Origin of the sequence: Vibrio sp. B1-2 (assembly GCF_963888445.1) — a bacterium.
Lineage (GTDB): Bacteria > Pseudomonadota > Gammaproteobacteria > Enterobacterales > Vibrionaceae > Vibrio > Vibrio anguillarum.
In genome coordinates this window covers 194,816-214,833 of sequence record NZ_CAWPJH010000042.1, presented here as the reverse complement: position 1 = coordinate 214,833, position 20,018 = coordinate 194,816, and the positions used below count along the sequence as shown (strand labels likewise).

The following is a 20,018-nucleotide window of genomic DNA, read 5'->3' as shown; positions in this document are numbered from 1 at the left end:
CGTAGGCTGTTTGCCGATCGCTAACCTTAATTTAAGGTAGCACAAAGGGTACTGAGCTATTGGCCTTTGGGCGTTGGAATGAAATGCATATGAGAAAACTCATCGTCCATTTGGTAGTGCGTAAACCCAAATCGCTGATACAAAGCACCGACCGGGCTACCTTGCAAATAACAGAGCTTACATGGGTATTGAGTCAGATTGGCTTGGTTGACGACCAGTTGTAACACTTGGCTACCCACCCCTCTATTTTGAAAATCTGGCAGAATAAAAAAGCGTGAGAAGTAGAGCGTTTCATGCTTGCTCTGCAGTAAATAAGTGCCAATCGGTTGGCCATCAGCGCAGATGATCGTTGGTAGACCAGAATGCCATTCTTGGCGATGCAGCACTTGCTGCAACTCTTCATCCCAGCCAAATATCGCCGTAATAGCATCCATTTCTGCGACTTTTTTTAGATCAAAAGCAAATTGATAATCGCTGTCACTTGCGGGGCGAAAGGTTACCTTCATACGTTTATCTTTTTGTTTAATAATACGTTGCTTACCAAGATATCAATCGTCGGCGTATTCATGGGCAATCGAAATAAAGCGCTCTTCTATTGCCAAGAAGGCATCAATGACTTCTGGGTCAAAATGGCTTCCTCTTCCGTCCAAAATAATCCCTTTCGCATCGGCGTGAGGCATCGGCTCCTTATAGATGCGTCGGCAAATCAGAGCGTCATAAACATCAGCGACAGCCATTAACCGTGCGCTGAGTGGTATAGCATCACCTTGTAAACCGTTAGGATAGCCAGAGCCATCCCATTTTTCATGGTGCCCATGGGCGATCTCTTTCGCCATATCGATAAGGTCATTTTTCGCGCCTGACATCTTTTCCGCTTTTTCTAGCGCACGTAGCCCTAAGCTGGCATGGCCTTTCATGATCTCAAATTCATCACTGTCCAGTTTTCCTGGTTTTAATAGTATGTTGTCGGCGATGCCCACTTTACCAATATCGTGTAAAGGGGCGGCTTTAAAGTAGGTATTAATAACATTCGGCGTTAGCTTTTGTTGATATTTTGGCAGCTTAGCCAGTTGCTCGGCTAACGCTTTGACGTAATGTTGTGTTCGCAGGATATGGTTACCAGTATCTGGGTCTCTGGTTTCAGCGAGGCTGGCGAGAGCATACACGACCGCGTCTTGCATTTTATCCAATTCATTTGAACGTTTGATCACCTCTTTTTCCAAGTAGCCATTTTGGTTTTTCAGTATGTCTTTTGAGATCTTGTTTTGCAGGTGAGTATCTACTCTAGCTCTTAGCAACGGTACGCTTACGGGTTTGTATACATAGTCAACCGCACCTAACTCAAACCCCAGTTTTTGATCTTCAGGGTTATCTTTTGCGGTCAGAAAAATCACAGGGATGTCTTGGGTATTAGGGTTTGCCATGATCTTTTGTATGACTTCAAAACCTGACATTTCCGGCATCACAATATCGAGCAACACTAGGTCAATAGAAAACTTGTCTAAGATACTGAGTGCCATCGGGCCTGATTTAGCGGCCTTGACATGATATCGGTTAGCCAACCCCTGTGACATAAATGCAAGGTTATCTGGCGAATCATCGACGATTAACACCGTACAATTGTCCAAGTTTTCGATGGGCATGAGTCTTTCCTAATAAAAAATAGCAATTGAGCGGCGAAGGTTGGGTTTAAGTCTAAACTTATCAATAACTATAGCTAATCTCAGCGTTAGTAGAGTGAGAAAATTATTAAGAAGGCGCTTCACATGCGATCCATCCGAACTTTATTCACCGTCTTATTTATTGCTATGGGATTATGTTCCATTGCGATGTTTAGTATCACAGACAAAGTAGCCGCTCTGAGAACTGAGAGCCGACAACTGAACGACGAACTTTACCGTTTCTATCGTCTGTCGCAAGAGTTGAAGCAGAGCTCAGATCACTTAACCAAATTTGCTCGAGCCTACGCTTCGACGGGCGATGAAAAGTGGCTCAACCTTTTTAATTATGTGCTGAGCGTCAGAAATGGTTCTGTGCCTTTACCGAAAGGGAATGAGTACGAATTTTGGGATGTCGTTGCACAAAACAAACTGCTTGCCCGCTCACTGGGTGGCGCACCAGACAACCCTTCGTTACTCGATAGAATGCGTCTTTCGGGCATTGAATCGGTGGAGTTTTTAGAGCTCAAAAATGCGCTTACGTTGTCTGATTCACTGGTGTCACTCGAAAGAGAAGCCTTCATGGCCATCAAAGGATGGAAAAAGAATAGCCAAGGCGAATTTGTCGACACAGGTGAGCCGGATCTGGAATTGGCTCGGGCTATTCTCTATGGTGACCAATACTTCGCGGAAAAGGCGAAAATTATGCAGGCGATTGGTTCTGCGCATCAATCGATCATGCAACGCATGGAGCAAAATATTCAACGTGCCGATAGCGAAGCGCTGCGTTATGAATGGATAAACTTGGCGTTAGTATTAACTTTACTCAGCGTGATCATCGCCTCCTTTGTTCTGCTGTGGCGTCTTTACATCAATCCGTTAAGTCAGCTACTCAAAACGGTTGTGACTCAAGTCAAACGGGAAGATTACGCTTTTACGATCACTCAAACCGCCTATGCAGAGCTGCAACATTTTATCGACAGTTTGAATGTGGTGTTTCATCATATCGCTGAGCAGCTTAGCCAAAATACCTTGCTTAAAGATTTCAATATCATCCTGCGCAAAAACGATTCTACGGACCGTTTGTGTAATGAAGTTACGCAATTCTTACTGCATCAATTTCCTTTGGAAATGGTTGGCATGTACATCTATCAAGAGGGCGTATTAAAACGAGTGGCTGGGGTGGGTTATGGTGAGCATTCGGCCAGAGAATACACCGATCCATCATCGACGCAGCTCAGTGTGTTGCTCAGCGGTCAGCCCTATGCGATGAAAGCACTCGATGGCAACTGTCACATTGAATTTAACGGTGGCAAGTTAGTCATTAACGAAGTGTATTATTTGCCGCTGCACGTCAATCAGCATCCTGTCGCTTTACTAGAGCTGGGTACTATCGGGTCGTTGTCGAGTTTGCAATTTCAGTGGTTATCGCAAATGTTGGATGACTTATCGGTCAGTATTCAATTGAGCCAAAACATTGAAATTCAGCGACGAGCCGAGCAGAAAGTACTCGAACAATCTCAACTGAATCAAGAGATCCTCGATGCGACGCCGAACCCCATGTATTGCTTGTCGGCCTCGGGTACGTATCTGACCATTAACGCTAAGTTTATGGATTTAGTTGGCCTGTCTGCCGAGCAAATTATCGGTAAATCGCCGCAAGATATCTTTCAAAATGAAACGGCGACCATTTTTGCCCAAGTACATAAAAGGCTTGGAGAGGAGCAGTCTTCGCAAGATTACGAATTGTCTCTCTATGACGCTTCACACCACAAAAGAGAGATGTTGGTATACGAAGCTTCTTTCCAAAATAATCGCGGTGAAGTCTCTGGAATTGTCGGAATTTTGCTTGATTTAACCGATCGCAAGCAGATGGAAGAGCAGTTAAGAGAAGCTAAAGAGACCGCGGATGCCATGAGCCAAGCCAAAGGCGATTTCCTTGCGAACATGAGCCACGAGATCCGTACACCAATGAATGCCATTTTGGGCATGGCCCATCTAGCACTCAATACCGAGCTCAATCCTACGCAACAAAAATACATTTCACGGATTAATGAATCGGCGAAAAACTTGCTTGGCATCATTAACGACATTTTGGATTTTTCCAAAATAGAGGCGGGCAAGCTGAATGTTGAGCACATTGATTTTAGCCTTGATGAGGTATTGGATAACCTCACCACCTTGATTTCGCTAAAAGCCCAAGAGAAAAACATCGAGTTTTTATTAGATATCGACCCACATATTCCTGTGGGCTTGGTGGGTGACCCGCTGCGTTTGGGGCAAGTTCTCGTTAACTTATGTGGCAATGCGGTGAAATTTACCGAACAAGGGGAGATCATCGTTTCGGCACGAGTCGTGGGGCAAAACGACGCCAACGTGACCTTGAAGTTTACCGTTTCTGATACAGGTATTGGCATTGCTGAATCTAACGTAGCCACTCTATTCTCTGCATTTTCTCAAGCTGATAATAGCATTACTCGCCAATATGGAGGCACGGGCTTGGGGCTTAGCATCAGTAAACAGCTAGTCGGATTGATGGGTGGCGACATTCAAGTTCGCAGTGAAGAAGGGTCAGGATCCACCTTTGAATTCACGGTTGAGTGTGGCCTGCAAGAAGCCAAAATGCGCGATATCGCTAAGCCACTCAGCGCTCTAGCAGGCAAACGTGCGTTGGTAGTCGATGATAATGACTCGGCGCGTAATATTTTAATGACATTGCTCAATGCGATGCATTTTGAAGCGAAGTCAGTCAGTAACGGTTTTGAGGCGCTAGATGAAATTCGCAATACGCATTTTGATATGCTGTTTATTGATTGGAATATGCCGGGTATGAATGGCATAGAGTTGCTGCAGAGAATGAAACCATTGGGTGTTTTTGATAACACTAAACGATTCCTCGTTACGGCTTACGGCCGAGAAATTTCCTTGGTGGGAGAAAACAGTAAATTAGTCGATGCCTTGATTGTGAAACCTGTGAACCCATCAAATCTCCTTGATGCCATTATGGACAGCTACGGCATCGAGCAATTAAGGCAGAGCCATGAGTATCTTGATCATGATACAAGGCCAACATTTATTGGGCAAAAAGTGCTTTTGGTAGAAGATAACGAAGTGAACCAAGAGGTGGCTTTCGGCCTGTTAGAAAGTACTCAATTGAGCATTGTTCTTGCTAATAATGGACAAGAAGCTTTGACGAAATTGCAGCAAGAAGCTTTTGATTTAGTGCTGATGGATATGCAGATGCCCATTATGGATGGTATCAGTGCGACGAAAGAGATCCGCCAACATGAGGAGTGGAAAACGCTACCGATTGTTGCAATGACCGCCAATGCGATGTCTTCAGATGTCGAGCACTGTTTAAATGCAGGTATGAATGATCATGTGGCGAAGCCAATTGATGTACAGCGCTTGTACCACGTACTACGCAAATATTTAAAGGCGGATGAAACCACGCCAGTACCCTCTACGGTATTACCGAATCAAGTGAAACCGAGCACTGGCTACCCAGAATTGACGGGTATTGATGTGGAGCAAGCGATTTTCCGAATTGGTGGCAATGCGCAGCGATACTTTGAAATATTGGATCACTTCCTTGCCAGCCAGCAGCAAGAAATAGCCGCATTCCCTAAATTGATTGATAAGGGGCTGTGGGAAGAGGCAGAGCGAGTGATGCACACCCTAAAAGGTTCAGCGGCTAATCTAGGGATTGAGCCTATTGCGCAGCTAGCCAACGAGATGGAAGGGGTTGTGCAGCGACATACGAAACCCGCCATTCAAGATCTCAACACGGTATCAAAGTTGATGTCTACTTTGTTGGATGAGCTAAGAGATTGGGAGCAGACACAATTACATCCGCAGCAAGAGCACCGTGATATTGCGTTGCTCTACCAACAATTAGTGCAATGTGTTGAAAACTACGATGCTGATGCGATTCATATGATCCACCAAATTAAACAATGCAATTTATGGTCTGACGAGCAAAAGAAAAGTTTGATGCATGCGATTGAAGATTTTGATTTTGAAGCGGCTAAAGAGGTATTGGCTCAGTTGCCAGTACCGACTGAAAAAATAAGTTGAAGTATGATGGTGCTTAAAATTGATGCAATAATTGTGGCGTAAAATTCGACATTTTGGCCATTCTCATCCTATGCTAAAAGCAATAATAATAATGAATAAACAGAAATAATTTCGTTGATAAATGAAGAAGGATACTTTTATGAATATCAACAACACCATGAAGCTCGTGTTTGCTGTCATCGGTATTGGTATTGTCATTAGTGTTGTGACGGTATTGCAGCTCAATGGGCTGATGCAACAAGTTGATAATATGGCTCAAGTTCGTTATCAATCTTACCAAGCGGCCGATGAGCTTCGTCAAAGCTCTGATGACTTAACTCGGTTAGGCCGGACTTATGTGGTCAGTGGCGATGAAAAATACGAAAAAATGTACATGGATATTCTTGATATTCGTAATGGTAAGAAACCTCGCCCGCAGAACTACCACACGATATATTGGGACCTTGTGCTGCAATATGGACAAAAGCCTAAAGCAGACGGTAAGAATATCTCTCTCAACCAAATGATGACGGATCTTGGTTTTACTCAGCAAGAGTTTAGTTTGCTCAAAGAAGCTCAAGCTAATTCAGATGGCTTAGTGAACATGGAAGTCAAAGCGATGAATGCGGTTAAGGGGCTTTATCCTGATAGCAATGGCAACTACACCGTTAGAAAAGAGCCAGACCGTAATATGGCGATTTCTCTCTTACACAGTAATGAATACCATCAAGAGAAAGCCAAAATCATGGCTCCGATCGATAAGTTCTTTATTGAATTAGAAAATCGAACCAATAAACAATTCATGGATGCGGCGCAGAAAGTAAAAAGTACGGTATTGGTTGGAAATATCTCCTTAATTAGTGTTTTTATTATTGCCATTATTGGGTATGCCATTGTTAACCGAAAAGTAGTGAAGCCGATTGATACCATGGCTAAATTGCTACAACAAGTAGACAAAAATTCTGATTTGACTTTGCGAGTTGACGATAACAGTCACAACGAACTGGGTATAATCGGCGGCACCATTAATAAGGTGCTTGGTAGTTATGCCACCACCATTAGCAAAATAAACCAGGTAAACCACACCATTTCGGCCATCTCTGAAACGATAAGCGATGTCACCAAACAAAACGTCAAAGTGGCGAATCAGCAAAATCAAGAACTTGAAATGGCGGCGACGGCGATGGAAGAGATGACATCGGCGCTCTCTAGCGTGGCGGAAAGCACCACCATGGCAGAAGAGTATGCGGGCAGCGCGGAAAAAGAAGCCAGTACCAGTAAACAGGTCTTTGATAAAACGACCCATGAATTCGGTGAATTAGAGGGTGAATTTACCAAAACATCCGAGATCATCCAGCAACTTGCGAATGAGTCTAATAACGTTGGTAATGTGCTTGATGTGATTAAAGCGATTGCTGAACAAACCAACCTACTGGCGTTGAACGCGGCGATAGAGGCTGCTCGTGCGGGTGAGCAAGGTCGCGGTTTTGCGGTGGTAGCGGATGAAGTACGCTCACTTGCCCAACGAACTCAACAATCGACGGGTGAGATCGAAAGCATGATTTCGATGCTGCAAGAGAAAGCAGAACAATCGACCAAAACGATCCGGGTGAGTGCTGATAAAATGCAGTCAACGCGCTCTAATATGTCGGTGGCGAACGAAGCGCTTGGTACCATCCAAGGATCGGCGATTGAGATCCATAAATTGAATACGTCGATATCGGCTGCGACAGAAGAACAATTGGCTGTGAGCGACGAAATTTCCAGCAATCTTAGTAATATTAAAGCCCTTTCGGGTGATATGAACGTTGCCATCAATCAACTCGGGCCTGTCGTTGTTGATTTGCAACGTAATGTCGATGAGTTAAACAGCGCGATTAAGCACATCCGCACTTAAATTTAATATCCTCTCCTTGCTATTTTTTAGGCTCTCTATACTGAGAGCCTTTTATTTCGGCAAAATTTTTATTTGCAGAATGATGCCCACTTAAGTGGTCACGGCAATACCGCAAGGTAAGCGATAAGTTAAAGCTCTTGCTTCGACTGACTTTTTCTTGCCAAACGTTGCCAAGGTAAAGAGAGCAAAATGAAGATAGTCAGAGCATACAGCATTGACCAGCCTAAGCAGATAAATACCGCAGTGCAGAGGATCAACGAAATTGCCGCCAACAGTTTGTTGATGCCACTGAGCAATTTATAAGCGGCGAACATCGCTAACAAATAAACTAAGACAAAGATTCCATTCGCAAGTTTTAGGAAAAATTCCAGATTAAGACCAGACCATTCACCAAGCAGGCAAGAAGCCATTAATACAACTCCAACAGCAATGGTTGCATTGGCTGGGACGCCGCGGATTGAAATTCTGGCGATTGCGCTTTCTGGTCGATATTGCCTTGCTTGTGCCCACACCATGCGAGATAAGCTTTGTGTGTATAAATTGATGCTCGCAAAGCATGCAAAAAAGCCGATAAGGCTTATCACCGTTGCCAAACTGCTACCAAAAATTTGTTCGCTCAGCCAAGGAATGGAGGTGCTATCAAATTCTGCGCTGCCATACGCACCAAATTTAAGGATGACCACCGAGCATGCCCAATAGGTGATTCCAGCCACAAAGCAGCCGACAATGATCGCGATTGGAAAATCGCGCTGTGGGTTTTTAAACTCTTCTCCCATATGAGCGAACGCTTCAATCCCGACGAAACACCAGAACATCACTCCGAGTGCGGCGCCAATCGGCCAAATACTGTCCGTGCTGAGTGCGGGCATGGTTAAATCTGCAGCACCAACATCGCCTATCCAGAAAAAAGCACCAACTAATACGAAAATGCTCAGCGCAATAACGGTTTGTAACTGCCCGGAAGATTTGGTGCCCGCCAAATTGACCGCAATCAGCAACAGTACGGTTAATACTTGCGCCATCATCGCCGAGTTCAGTGGCGCAGGGAGGAGTTGTTGAGCAAAGCCTGCCGCCAATGCGACAGCGGCCGGAACGCCGACAGGGATCACGCTGACAAAAAGCCAAGCAACCGAGCGTTCCAACTTAGCGTTAAAAGCTTGGCGGACAAAGTAGGCGGTTCCGCCGGCGTTAGGGTAACGCTTACCCAGAGCGGCAAACGTCAGTGCAATCGGGCAAATCGCCACAAACAGCAGTAGCCATGCCCACAGTGAGAGCTCACCTGCAATACCAGCGGCAATCGCTGGGATCATAAATAACCCTGTTCCCATTAAAGTGGTGGAAAGTTGTCCAATACCAGACAGCAAGGTGATCTCTTGTTTTAACTTATTCACGGCTTCCGTTCCCAAATATCGTTCTGGCGGTTAGCATACGCTGAAGCGAAATAATATTCATCTATCTCAGTTTGCCTATGCCCATTGGGTGCAGCGGCTAACCTGCAATATCAGGCCGTTTGGGCAGCGCCACATTCAGGTAGCGTTATGCGAGTCATTTCGTTATCGTCATTACCTTAAATCACCGAAACAACAGCGAGAAATCCATGACATTCACCGTTTGGTTATCACTATTTACCATTTGTATTTTAGGCGCGATGTCGCCAGGGCCAAGCCTAGCTATGGTGGCCAAACACAGCCTCGCTGGTGGGCGTAAAAATGGGTTTGCAACGGCGTGGGCGCACGCATTTGGTATTGGTGTCTATGCCTTCATTACCTTAATTGGCTTAGCGGTTGTACTGCATCAATCCCCCTTACTGTTTAAGACAGTAGGCTATGCAGGCGCGTTGTATTTGGCCTATTTGGGTATCAATGCATTACGTTCAAAAGGGGGCGTGGCGGCTAAATTAGAATCGGGTGAGACGGTCAGTGTGTGGCAGTCGGCTAAAGAGGGATTATTGATTTCTCTGCTTAGTCCTAAAATCGCGCTATTTTTCATCGCGTTATTCAGTCAATTTGTCGCCATCGGCAACGAACTGAGTAGCAAAGCTATTATTGTGTTAACACCATTTTTAGTGGATGGGCTTTGGTATACGTTCATCACCTTAATTCTTTCTAGCCCAATATTACTCGATAAACTGCGCGCGCGTGCCGTATTGATTGACCGTTTGTCGGGCGTAGTACTGATTGCGCTTGCCATCCGTGTCGTCATGACTCTTTAGCTAATACCAAAAAAGCGGGAGGAAATGCCTCCCACTTCTAATGAGTTTCGCCGTGCCAATGAAAGAGGGCGAATAGGGTTTTCATCGATAGTGTGCTTGAGTTTTTTCTTCATATTCACCTTCAATAACGTAGCCGCTTTTTGACGTAAAGGTGTGGCGCTTGAGCTGCTTTTCTATACGTTTGCCAGTGATGATCGCTGCAATAGCGAGAGGAATGGCGAGCAGCAAACTCAGCATCAACGCGAAAAACCCTACAACCAGCGCAAATGTAGTCACAATAAATCTATTCATAACCTGTACCTCTTTCTGAATTGAAGCTAGGTTAACGCAGCCAAGATGAATCCAACATGAATGTTGTGTCTCTAATTTTTGGAGTTGTATGGACGACGTTGATTCCCCCAATAATATTGGGACTCTGACAGGTAGTTCAAATTTTGAGTCATTTTGACACCTTGGTGTCTTTGTTTGTTATTTTTTGGCAGTCAAATTGACATTGTTGTTGTATGGTTTTTTATTTATTCTTTTTAAAAACAAGTGGTTATATGTTGGCATGTATTATGCCCTAAAGGCTTCGGATAATAAGCGTGATCGACACGCCTCAAATAACTGGAGCTAAAATAATGTTCTGTATTCAATGTGAACAAACCATTCAAACCCCTGTGGCAAAAGGTTGTGCCTACTCTCAAGGCATGTGCGGTAAAACGGCTGAAGTTTCAGACTTACAAGATGTATTAGTGTATTCATTACAGGGCGTCTCTTTTTGGGCCAATTTAGGTCGAGCGTGTGGTGTGATCGATCAAGAAATTGATCAATGGGCTCCCAGAGCCTTCTTTGCCACGTTAACCAATGTCAATTTCGATCCTGAACGTATCCTTGAACTCGTTCAAGACTCCACGCAGTACCGTCAACGTTTGGAAGAAAACGTGAGAGCGGCTGCGGTACTTATCGGATTTGAATTGCCAGAGTTGTCGGCCGCTGCGAGATTTGAGTTACCACAAACCAAAGAAGCGTTGTTAGCATTCGCACCGATAGCAGCCGTTAACCGTGGGCGTGAAAGCCTACATGAAGATGTGATTGGCTTGCGTTTGCTTTGTTTATATGGGTTAAAGGGTGCGGCGGCTTACTTAGAACATGCTCGCGTTTTAGGCCAAAGTGATCAAGCCGTGTACGCTGAATACCACCAAATTATGGCTTGGCTTGGCACTGATCCAACTGACCTGCAAGCGTTACTCGATACGGCAATGCAAATTGGTATGGTCAATTACCGCATTATGGAGATGTTAGATACGGGTGAAACCGAAACCTTTGGTCACCCTGAACCTACGAGCGTCAATGTGAAAACGGTGGCGGGTAAGTGCATCTTGGTTTCAGGCCATGACTTGCATGATCTGGAAAAAATTCTGCAACAGACTCAGGGTAAAGGCATTAATGTCTATACCAATGGTGAGATGTTGCCTGCTCACGCTTACCCGCAGCTAAAGAAATATCCGCATCTTGTGGGCAACTATGGTAGTGCTTGGCAAAATCAGCAAAAAGAGTTTGCTAACTTCCCCGGTGCAATAGTGATGACATCAAACTGCTTGCTCAACCCGAATGTAGGGCAGTATGCCGACCGCCTATTTACCCGCAGTATTGTCGGCTGGCCGGGTGTGGCACACGTTGAAGGTGACGATTTCAGTGAAGTGATCGAGTGCGCGTTAGCCCAGCCCGGTTTTAAACACGATGAAATAGAGCAACATATTACGGTTGGTTTTGGTCGTAATGCATTGATGGCGGCCGCGCCAGCCGTGATTGAACAAGTCAAACAGGGCCACATCAAACACTTCTTCCTTGTAGGAGGTTGTGATGGTGATAAATCTGAACGCAGTTACTACACTGATTTCACGACGCAAGCGCCGGAAGATAGCCTCATTTTAACGTTGGCGTGTGGCAAATTCCGCTTCAATAAAAATCAGTTTGGTGACATCAATGGCATACCGCGTCTATTAGATGTTGGCCAATGTAACGATGCGTATTCAGCGATTCAACTGGCACTCGCACTGGCCAGTGAGTTTGATTGTGGTGTGAATGATCTCCCACTGACATTGGTTCTTTCTTGGTTTGAACAAAAGGCGATTGTTATTCTACTGACGCTACTCGCGTTAGGTGTGAAAGGAATTTATACCGGCCCAACCGCACCAGCATTCCTCACCGAAAACTTGATGAAGATTTTGCAACAAGAGTTCGATCTACGAGGAATTACTACTGCTGAGAATGATTTAAAAACAATTTTGGCTGCGTAATCGTCAGCATTAGGCTCTGCGTGTTCAGAGCCTAATGCCGCTTAAGATGTTTGAATAAAGCATGATTTGAAAAAAGTATTGTATGAGGGATGGGTATGTCAGCTTGGGCTTACCAAGATGTGCTTGAATTAAGTTGCCGCCAAAAATGGGCAGAAACCGAGGAAAGCGTCAGTTTTGAACTGGCCTCGAAAGAAGAGAGCGCCTTTCATTTTAAACCGGGTCAATTTGCAACTTTAGGCTTTGAATTACCAGAAGGCGTGGCGTTTCGTGCTTACTCCATCAGTTCAATGCCACAGCAAAACTTTCTGCGCTTTACGGTTAAACGAGTAGTAGGCGGAAAGGTTTCAAACCATATTGTCGATGCATTGAGTGTTGGCGATACAGTCTCGGTGCTACAACCGCAGGGTGCATTTAACAGTGTAGATTGCGCGCCGAAACGAAAAGTGACACTGATCAGTGCGGGTTGTGGTGTTACCCCTGTGATGGCTATGGCGCAACAATGGCTGCGACAAGGCGACATTGAGATCGATTTTATTCATGTCGCCAAAAGTGTTTCCGACACCATTTATTACGCAGAGCTGCAACAACTGGCACAATGTTATCCGCAGTTTCATTTAAAACTTCTGCTGAAAGAGACGAAGGGCAGCTCGCATCAACAAGGGCGGCTGAGTCAGGCTTGGTTGGTCCGATTGTGCCCTGATATTGCCGAGCGCAGTGTGTATCTGTGCGGTCCCGTTGGTTTTATGCAAGATGTTAAAAGCTACCTACAACAGCTTAATTTTGATATGGCACACTTCTTTGAAGAGAGTTTTACTCCATCAGTGTATGAAAGCGAAGTGAGCCACCACAAACAAGAGAGCTCAGATCAAGACGAGATTGAGCCTCAGGAGGTGACAGTCAGCACGCCAGCGTTTGCATCATCCGTGACCGTGAAAAAGGGCAGTTTACTGCTCGATGCGTTAGAGAAAGGTAACGTACCAATGATTGCGGCTTGCCGAAGTGGGATATGCGGATCGTGCAAATGCAAAGTGAAGGTGGGTATGGTCGAGCGTTTGAGCACCGAAACATTGAGTGCACAAGAGATTGAACAAGGCTATGCCTTAGCGTGTTCGAGCAGATTAGTTTCGGACGTTGAAGTCTCATTGAACTGATCGCTTCATAAAAAAGCCGCCTTATATCAAAAGGCGGCAAGCAGGGGGAGGTGAGATAAACACTCACTATTATTATGTTGTGGAGATAAAAATAATATTAAGCCGTTTACTGGGCGGTAGTTGGGAAAGTTCGGTAACGAACGCCCATCATCTGCTCCATACAATGTACAACTTGGCCGCTGTAGCCAAATTCATTGTCATACCAAATGTAGAGCACGCAACGGTTATCTTGAGCGATCGTCGCTGCGCCATCAACTACGCCAGCATGGCGAGAGCCAACCAAATCACTGGAGACAATTTCTGTTGAGTCGGTGTAATCAATTTGCGCTGAAAGCGGCGAGCTAAGCGCCATTTCACGTAGATATGCGTTGAGATCTTGCTTATTCACTGCATTGGCTAAGTTGAGGTTAGCCACGGCCATCGACACATTTGGCGTGGGGACACGAATTGCATTACCGGTTAACTTACCCGCGAGTTCAGGTAACGCTTTTGCAACCGCTTTGGCGGCACCCGTTGAGGTTAACACCATGTTGAGCGATGCGCTGCGGCCACGTCGTTCACCTGAATGGAAATTGTCGATAAGGTTTTGGTCATTGGTAAAAGAGTGCACCGTTTCGATATGGCCAGAAAGTACGCCATATTGATCATGAATCGCTTTCAATACAGGTGTGATAGCGTTGGTGGTGCAACTGGCGGCTGAGATAATGGTGTCTTCGGGCTGAATATCGGCGTGGTTTACGCCGAACACGATATTTTTAATCTCACCTTTGCCGGGTGCTGTCAGCAGCACCTTGCTTGCCCCTTGACAGTTCAAGTGTTGACTAAGCCCTTCGCTATCACGCCAGACACCGGTATTGTCGACCACTAACGCGTTATGAATACCATAGTGTGAATAATCAACCTCTTGTGGCTTATTGGCGTAGATGATTTGGATATAATTGCCGTTGGCAATAATGGCCTTGCGAGCCTCATCGATGATGATGCTGCCGTTAAACTGGCCATGAACTGAGTCACGGCGTAGCAAGCTTGCCCGTTTTTCTAAATCTCCTGCTTTACCCCCACGAACGACAATCGCTCGCAAGCGCAGTGGATAGCCCGGGCCACTTTTTTCTATCAAAAGACGAGTCAGCAAGCGACCAATACGACCAAAACCGTACAGCACCACATCCTTAGGTTCACTGAGTGTTTCACCATTCAACGCACCATTAAGCGCCGTTAGCAGGTAATCCTCAAGGCCATGTTCATCATCATGTTGTTGCCAAAATTGATGAGCAAGTTGGCCAATGTCGACACGACATGGCGACAGAGCAAGCGTGGTCAACTTTTGTAAAATCGACATCGTTTGCTGGGTTGAAAGCGCCTCGCCCGTGTAGCGACGGACAACGCGATGTGCTTTGATGATATCAATGGTGGTAGCGTTGATGAGTGTTTTTCCAAATAAAACCACTTCAACACCTTGTTGGCGATAAAGCTGACCGATGAGGGGAGACATAGATTCAGCAATCGTTTGGCTGGCTTGCCAGTCTGAGAGATGTTTCTCTGGGCTCATATTGACTTGGGACCTTTCACGTTATGTTAAGCAGTAATGTTCACAGTGTAGGGCTGGTGAACGCGTATCTTGCACGGTCATCTGTGCTGAGATACAAGTCGATGTTTATTGTTGTTTTTATGTGGCCGGATTGTAAATGTGGAATGGTTATTCTGCTAGCAAAAATAATGACGACATTTTTTACTGAAAACTAGGTAAAAATCAGCGTATTGAGTGGTTTTTGGCGGTGGTTAGAGATATTGACAAATTCTAAAGTCGCGACTTATTTTGTGATGATAATGGTCTGCTTCAAATATTTGATGTGGAATGGTTTTTCTTTTTCATAAAAATGAGATTAGATTCAAATTGTTATCTTAAAATGTGGTGAGTTTTCGGTTAATTCACCATCACGCTTATTGGATGAATCGTGACACGCAATGCTTTCGTTACTGCGCTGGTTTTATCTTAATAAGAGCGCAGACGCATAAAATAACGTCTACTATTTAACCATTGGCTAGGATGTATTACTTCCAAGGATGATAACAATGGTAATACTTACCCACTTCTCAATTAAGGCACGCTTGTTCTTACTCTGCCTCATACCAACACTGGTTATTCTGGCTGTGGCATGGCGTCTATTCCTCCCATTTGAAAGCCGTTTAGACACATACCATGTGTTGAACCAAAAGATTGGAGCAATCAATCAGGTCACCACCAGTTCAGCCCTTTTTTATACCTTGCTCAGTGCGCAGCTGCGCAGCGAAAATAGCGAGGACTCTCGGCCGCAGCTCAAGCAGGATCTAGCTGAATCGCTGGATAAAATTGTGCTGGATACAGGTTCTACAAATAGTCATTTTGGGAGTAAAAGTAACCGTACATTGATAGAAAACCGTGTGCTTGACCTTCACCATTTGTTGGATGAGTTGCCGTCGGCCTCACAAAGCGAGACCCTAGAATTAGGCCGCCAAGTATTTAATCTTTTGTATGAAGTGATGGCCGATCTGCAAAAAACCAACAGTTTTCTTGCGCCTGTTGATATCCATACCTTGGATCTGGTGTATAGCGACCTGCATTGGTTTGCATTTTGGGTGCAAAAAGAGGCGTGGTTAATCAAAGAATTAACCATGGATCAAGAGGTGTTTCAATCTCGACAAACAGAATACTTTCAAGCTGTTGAGCGCCAGCAACAATACTTCGAACGTATCATTGATAACGGTGCTCAACTTGAACAACTGATGCTGTCGTTTACGCAACCTGAATTTATCCAAGCCGCTTTGATTCGCGAAAAAATCGTTAGTAATGAAGCCGATCCTCAAGCACTAGCTTCTTATGTCAAAAATGTGGAAGAGCGTTACTTGGCGATAGATAAACTGGTGCAAAGTGTCAACCAACACTTATCGGCTCAACTGAATGTGCGTCTCCAGCAAGAAAAAATGGGTATGTTAAGTATATCGGCATCGCTGTTAGCCGTGTTGGCGCTGCTATTTGTGCTAGGAGCAAGTACCTCATCTCGCATCTCGTCAAAGCTCAAGCGGATCATCAATACCATGAGTCGATTGCGTGAAAAGCAGAACGGCATTGAACAGATCCCGATTGATGGCAAAGATGAGTTTTCCCGTTTTACAATCAATCTCAACCATATTATTGAGAAACAGCAACAGTACGAGAGTGCTTTGGTGGAAACAAAGGAAGCGGCAATTGCCGCTAATCGAGCCAAAAGCGCGTTCTTAGCCAATATGTCGCATGAGATCCGAACGCCTCTTAATGGCATTATCGGTATGACTGAAATATTGTCACGCAGCGAGTTTACGGGGAACGAGCGTGAAATCCTGGCCGATATTGATACCTCTTCGCAAGCGTTGCTGATCTTGATTAACGATATTCTCGATTTATCTAAAATTGAATCAGGCAACTTGGAGCTTGCTCCGCATCGCTTTGAACTCGCTGAATTGGTATACGACACGGTGAACTTGGTGAACGCGAAAGCGTTGAGCCAGCATATCGAGCTTAATATTTATCTCGACCCTGCATTACCTCGTTTTATCATCGCGGATGAATATCGTCTGAAGCAGGTCTTGATGAATTTGTTGTCCAATGCGGTGAAATTTACCAAAGATGGTTATGTCAACACGGGTTTAACCTTAGAAACGGGCGATATAACCTCGATACGTTTTGCTGTATCCGATACGGGAAGTGGCATCGATAAAGAGATGTTGAACACGATTTTTGATCCATTTATTCAAGAAGATAGCAGTATTACCCGTCGTTTTGGTGGGACTGGGTTAGGGTTGGCTATCTGCCGTCAATTAGTTGATCTGATGCAGGGTGACATTCATGTACAGTCCACTAAAGGCTTAGGTAGCTGCTTTGAATTTGTCGTTCCGATTGAGGTTGCCGAAGATCAGCCGCAAGTTGAGCCTCTTGCCACGCAGGCGTTGTTAATTACCAATATGTCTAACTACTCATCCGCTATTCGGCGTGAATGCGTTCAATGGGGGATTCAACTCAATGAAGCACGTGATGTTGAACAAGCAGTCAAGAGTGGGCTTAGCGCCGTATGTATTTTATATTGCCAAAGCTTAAGCCACAGCGTGCAATCGGATCTCATTGCGCTACGTGAGCATTTTTCAAGTGCAAAAATAGTGGTTCTGCAGCATCACTTGTTCGTCAACAAAGACGCAATTCATCTTGCGCAGGCAAGTATCACGTTGCCTTTTTTAGGGGCGCGTTTTGAACGTGCCCTCAAAGCATTAGTGGCCGATACAGAAACGCTTTTAACGCCAGTCGAGGAGAGTCAGTTAGACTACTTAGAGTGCAATCATAAGCGTATTTTGATCGTTGAAGACAATTTGATGAACCAAAAAATCGCCAGCTTCTTCCTTGAAAAAGCAGGGATTGGTTATGTGGTGGCCAACAACGGGCAAGAAGCGGTAGATGCCATCACCCAAGGGGGACATTTTGCTGCGGTGTTAATGGACTGCATGATGCCAGTGATGGATGGCTTAACCGCGACTAAGAAAATCCGCGAATGGGAAAAAGAGCAAGGCGTTGAAAAATTACCCATTATCGCCTTAACCGCCAGCGTTTTGGAGGAGGATATTAAAAGCTGCTTTGACGCGGGCATGGATGCGTATTTGCCCAAACCTTATAAATCCAAGCAACTTTTTGATATTTTTAGCGATCTGCAAGTGGCGAACTCTTGAGAAGATAGCCTAATCGCTATTTTTATCGATTTTCGAAATTTAAATTAATTGACCTTACCCCTAGGGCAAGCTTTAGTCTGTGGGAGTTTTCAGTCAGATAGTGATATTGGATATGCAACTTTCGCTGCATACAATTTGGGTTTCCATGTTGGTGATGATGACGCTGCTTGCTTCAAGCTTAGTGTCTAGCGCACCTTTAATGGCGATCACAATGTCACCGATTTCGGCTGTATCCCATTCAGTGACTGACGATGCAAACCCGCCGCAACACTGCTCAAATATGAGCGCCGCTCACCATGATTCCGATGCAAGTGACATGACTTCATCAGCGATGAGTAACGATTGTATCGATCACAGCGACCAAGGTGTTGATTCCTGTTGCAGCGTCATGTGCATGACCACGTTAGCTTTCTTTATCACTGAACACCAACCCTTCACACCTCACGCGGTTTTATTGTTGATCAATGCAGAAGCAACGCGTGGCATTGTGATGGTCGCCCGCTCACTTTACCGTCCCCCTATCGTTTAATTTCTCTTTCATTACGCCTATGGCGTGTTTGTGCGGCCTTTAACTAGGTTCGTGACTCTCTGTTGCATCTCAACCTTTTGCGATGCATGAAAGATGGAATTTTATTGTGAACCTTAAACTCTCTGTGATCGCTTGGTCGATCAGTATAGTGGGCGTTTTGTCATTCCCCTTGATGGTGAATGCAGCCTCACAAGCCGCGATGGCTCAGCCAGATTCGCATGCAAAACAATTAGCTCAGCTGATTGACGCTGCATTAGCGAATGATGCCGTCCGCAAGCAATATTTTGCTCAATCTCAAGCAATACAAGAAACTGGAATGGCCAGTTCAACCCTGATGGATCCTAAGATCAAAGTTGGCTTTGGTGGTTTGCCCATTGATAGTTTTAAGTTTGATGAAGATCCTATGACTAACATTTCTGTGGGCTTAATGCAGCAGTTTGAACGGGGTTCAAGCTTGGCATTACAAGCGAAAAAAGCAAAGCAACAAGCCAGTGGCGTTGCGCTTCAGGTTGATTTACGTGAGTTGGAAGTGGCAAACAGCATGACTCAATTATGGTTAGAGTTAGGCTACCAACAACGCGCTGAACGTATTGTGCGGGCAAACCAAACCTTAATGCGTGAGCTGGCTGGTTTTATTGAAACGAACTATTCATTAGGTAAAAGCGAAGCGCAAGATCTGCTGCAAGCGCAGTTACAAGTTTCCAAGTTGGACGAAAAATTACAAGCCAATCAACAAATGCAGCAACGCATTGTGTCGCAATTATCCGAATGGTTAGGTAGCGCTTGGTTGGTTGAACAGCCTATGTTAGCCGCTGAAGAGTCAGTGGACTGGTCCCGTTTGGAAGTGCAATTGGCTGCCATTAATGGCAGCACCACTCACTATGCTTTATTGGTCACTCACCCGATGGTCGGCATGGCAGAAGCGGCAATTCACACCAACCAAACGCAAGTCGAAATAGCACAAACGGCCTATCAACCTCAGTTTGGTGTGGAAGTGATGTACGCCTATCGTCAAGCAAACAGCATGCAAGGCGGACCCGCAGCCGATATGGTTAGTGCTTATCTCACCATGGATATCCCGCTGTTTACGGGGAGCCGCCAAGATAGAAACCACGCTGCGGCGCAATATCAAGTGGGCGCGGCTAAATCACAGCGCGATGTTCTATTGGCGCAGATGAACGCCAAAGTGAATGCCTTATTGGTTGATAAAATGAACCTCGAACAGCGTTTATCGCGCTATCAAACCACCTTATTAACGCAAGCGAAAGCCCGCACTCAAGCGGTTGAGAGAGGCTATGAAAACAATACCTCCCAGTTTAATGATGTCGTCAGTGCCGCCAGCGATGAACTAGCGCTGCAATTAGAGCAAGTACGCCTAATGACCGATTTAAACCTAACCAAAAGTAACCTCGCTTATCTATTAAATGGGTTCGATTTTCAAGCTATTGCCCCTTCACTTACCTCTTTAGAAACACTTACGCCTGTAGAAAAGTAGGAGAACT

At 45.1% G+C, this 20,018-nt stretch carries 13 protein-coding genes; 8 read left to right on the top strand and 5 right to left on the bottom strand.

The genetic code is table 11. The annotated features are described in order from the left end of the window. Positions 1-56: 56 nt before the first annotated feature. Both AACQ75_RS15670 and AACQ75_RS15665 read right to left on the bottom strand, forming a co-directional pair. On the bottom strand, positions 57-506 hold the full coding sequence (locus AACQ75_RS15670) for a GNAT family N-acetyltransferase (RefSeq protein WP_047688721.1): 450 nt from the start codon (positions 504-506) through the stop codon (positions 57-59). A gap of 42 nt (positions 507-548) precedes the next feature. Further along, complete coding sequence (locus AACQ75_RS15665) at positions 549-1,643, bottom strand: response regulator (protein ID WP_013868403.1); 1,095 nt, start codon at positions 1,641-1,643, stop codon at positions 549-551. Between the two features lie 123 nt (positions 1,644-1,766). Between AACQ75_RS15665 and AACQ75_RS15660 the strand changes: the two genes are divergently transcribed. Both AACQ75_RS15660 and AACQ75_RS15655 read left to right on the top strand, forming a co-directional pair. Beyond that, positions 1,767-5,735: a response regulator gene (locus AACQ75_RS15660; RefSeq protein ID WP_170889014.1), complete on the top strand. Its 3,969-nt coding sequence runs from the start codon at positions 1,767-1,769 to the stop codon at positions 5,733-5,735. Between the two features lie 139 nt (positions 5,736-5,874). Next, positions 5,875-7,611, top strand: coding sequence for a methyl-accepting chemotaxis protein (locus AACQ75_RS15655; protein WP_047688716.1), 1,737 nt, complete (start codon positions 5,875-5,877; stop codon positions 7,609-7,611). 128 nt (positions 7,612-7,739) lie between these two features. On the opposite strand, the gene yjeH is transcribed toward AACQ75_RS15655, so the two are convergent. Further along, entirely contained in the window at positions 7,740-9,017 is a 1,278-nt protein-coding gene (yjeH, locus tag AACQ75_RS15650) for an L-methionine/branched-chain amino acid transporter (protein ID WP_170889013.1), read from the bottom strand. Positions 9,018-9,208: 191 nt separating this feature from the next. Here yjeH and AACQ75_RS15645 point away from each other — a divergent pair, with 191 nt between their 5' ends. Continuing rightward, on the top strand, positions 9,209-9,823 hold the full coding sequence (locus tag AACQ75_RS15645; protein WP_013868407.1) for a LysE family translocator: 615 nt from the start codon (positions 9,209-9,211) through the stop codon (positions 9,821-9,823). An 81-nt stretch (positions 9,824-9,904) separates the two neighbouring features. Here AACQ75_RS15645 and AACQ75_RS15640 read toward each other — a convergent pair whose 3' ends face one another. Next, the gene (locus AACQ75_RS15640) at positions 9,905-10,114 is read right to left on the bottom strand and encodes a hypothetical protein (protein WP_017045072.1); all 210 of its coding nucleotides are present in this window, start codon (positions 10,112-10,114) and stop codon (positions 9,905-9,907) included. Positions 10,115-10,443: 329 nt separating this feature from the next. Between AACQ75_RS15640 and hcp the strand changes: the two genes are divergently transcribed. Then, positions 10,444-12,105, top strand: a complete 1,662-nt coding sequence (gene hcp / locus AACQ75_RS15635) for a hydroxylamine reductase (protein ID WP_017045073.1) — start codon at positions 10,444-10,446, stop codon at positions 12,103-12,105. A gap of 95 nt (positions 12,106-12,200) precedes the next feature. Then, positions 12,201-13,256, top strand: coding sequence for a hybrid-cluster NAD(P)-dependent oxidoreductase (locus tag AACQ75_RS15630; protein ID WP_170889012.1), 1,056 nt, complete (start codon positions 12,201-12,203; stop codon positions 13,254-13,256). A 106-nt stretch (positions 13,257-13,362) separates the two neighbouring features. Here the strand turns inward: AACQ75_RS15630 and AACQ75_RS15625 are convergent, their stop codons facing one another. After that, the gene (locus tag AACQ75_RS15625) at positions 13,363-14,805 is read right to left on the bottom strand and encodes a glyceraldehyde-3-phosphate dehydrogenase (RefSeq protein WP_170889011.1); all 1,443 of its coding nucleotides are present in this window, start codon (positions 14,803-14,805) and stop codon (positions 13,363-13,365) included. A 515-nt stretch (positions 14,806-15,320) separates the two neighbouring features. Here AACQ75_RS15625 and AACQ75_RS15620 point away from each other — a divergent pair. The 3 genes from AACQ75_RS15620 to AACQ75_RS15610 all read left to right on the top strand — a co-directional run bounded on the left by AACQ75_RS15620 (position 15,321) and on the right by AACQ75_RS15610 (position 20,011). Next, complete coding sequence (locus tag AACQ75_RS15620) at positions 15,321-17,987, top strand: ATP-binding protein (protein WP_170889010.1); 2,667 nt, start codon at positions 15,321-15,323, stop codon at positions 17,985-17,987. A 112-nt stretch (positions 17,988-18,099) separates the two neighbouring features. After that, on the top strand, positions 18,100-18,516 hold the full coding sequence (locus AACQ75_RS15615) for a hypothetical protein (protein ID WP_170889009.1): 417 nt from the start codon (positions 18,100-18,102) through the stop codon (positions 18,514-18,516). A gap of 82 nt (positions 18,517-18,598) precedes the next feature. Further along, positions 18,599-20,011: a TolC family protein gene (locus tag AACQ75_RS15610; protein WP_170889008.1), complete on the top strand. Its 1,413-nt coding sequence runs from the start codon at positions 18,599-18,601 to the stop codon at positions 20,009-20,011. Positions 20,012-20,018: the final 7 nt, after the last annotated feature.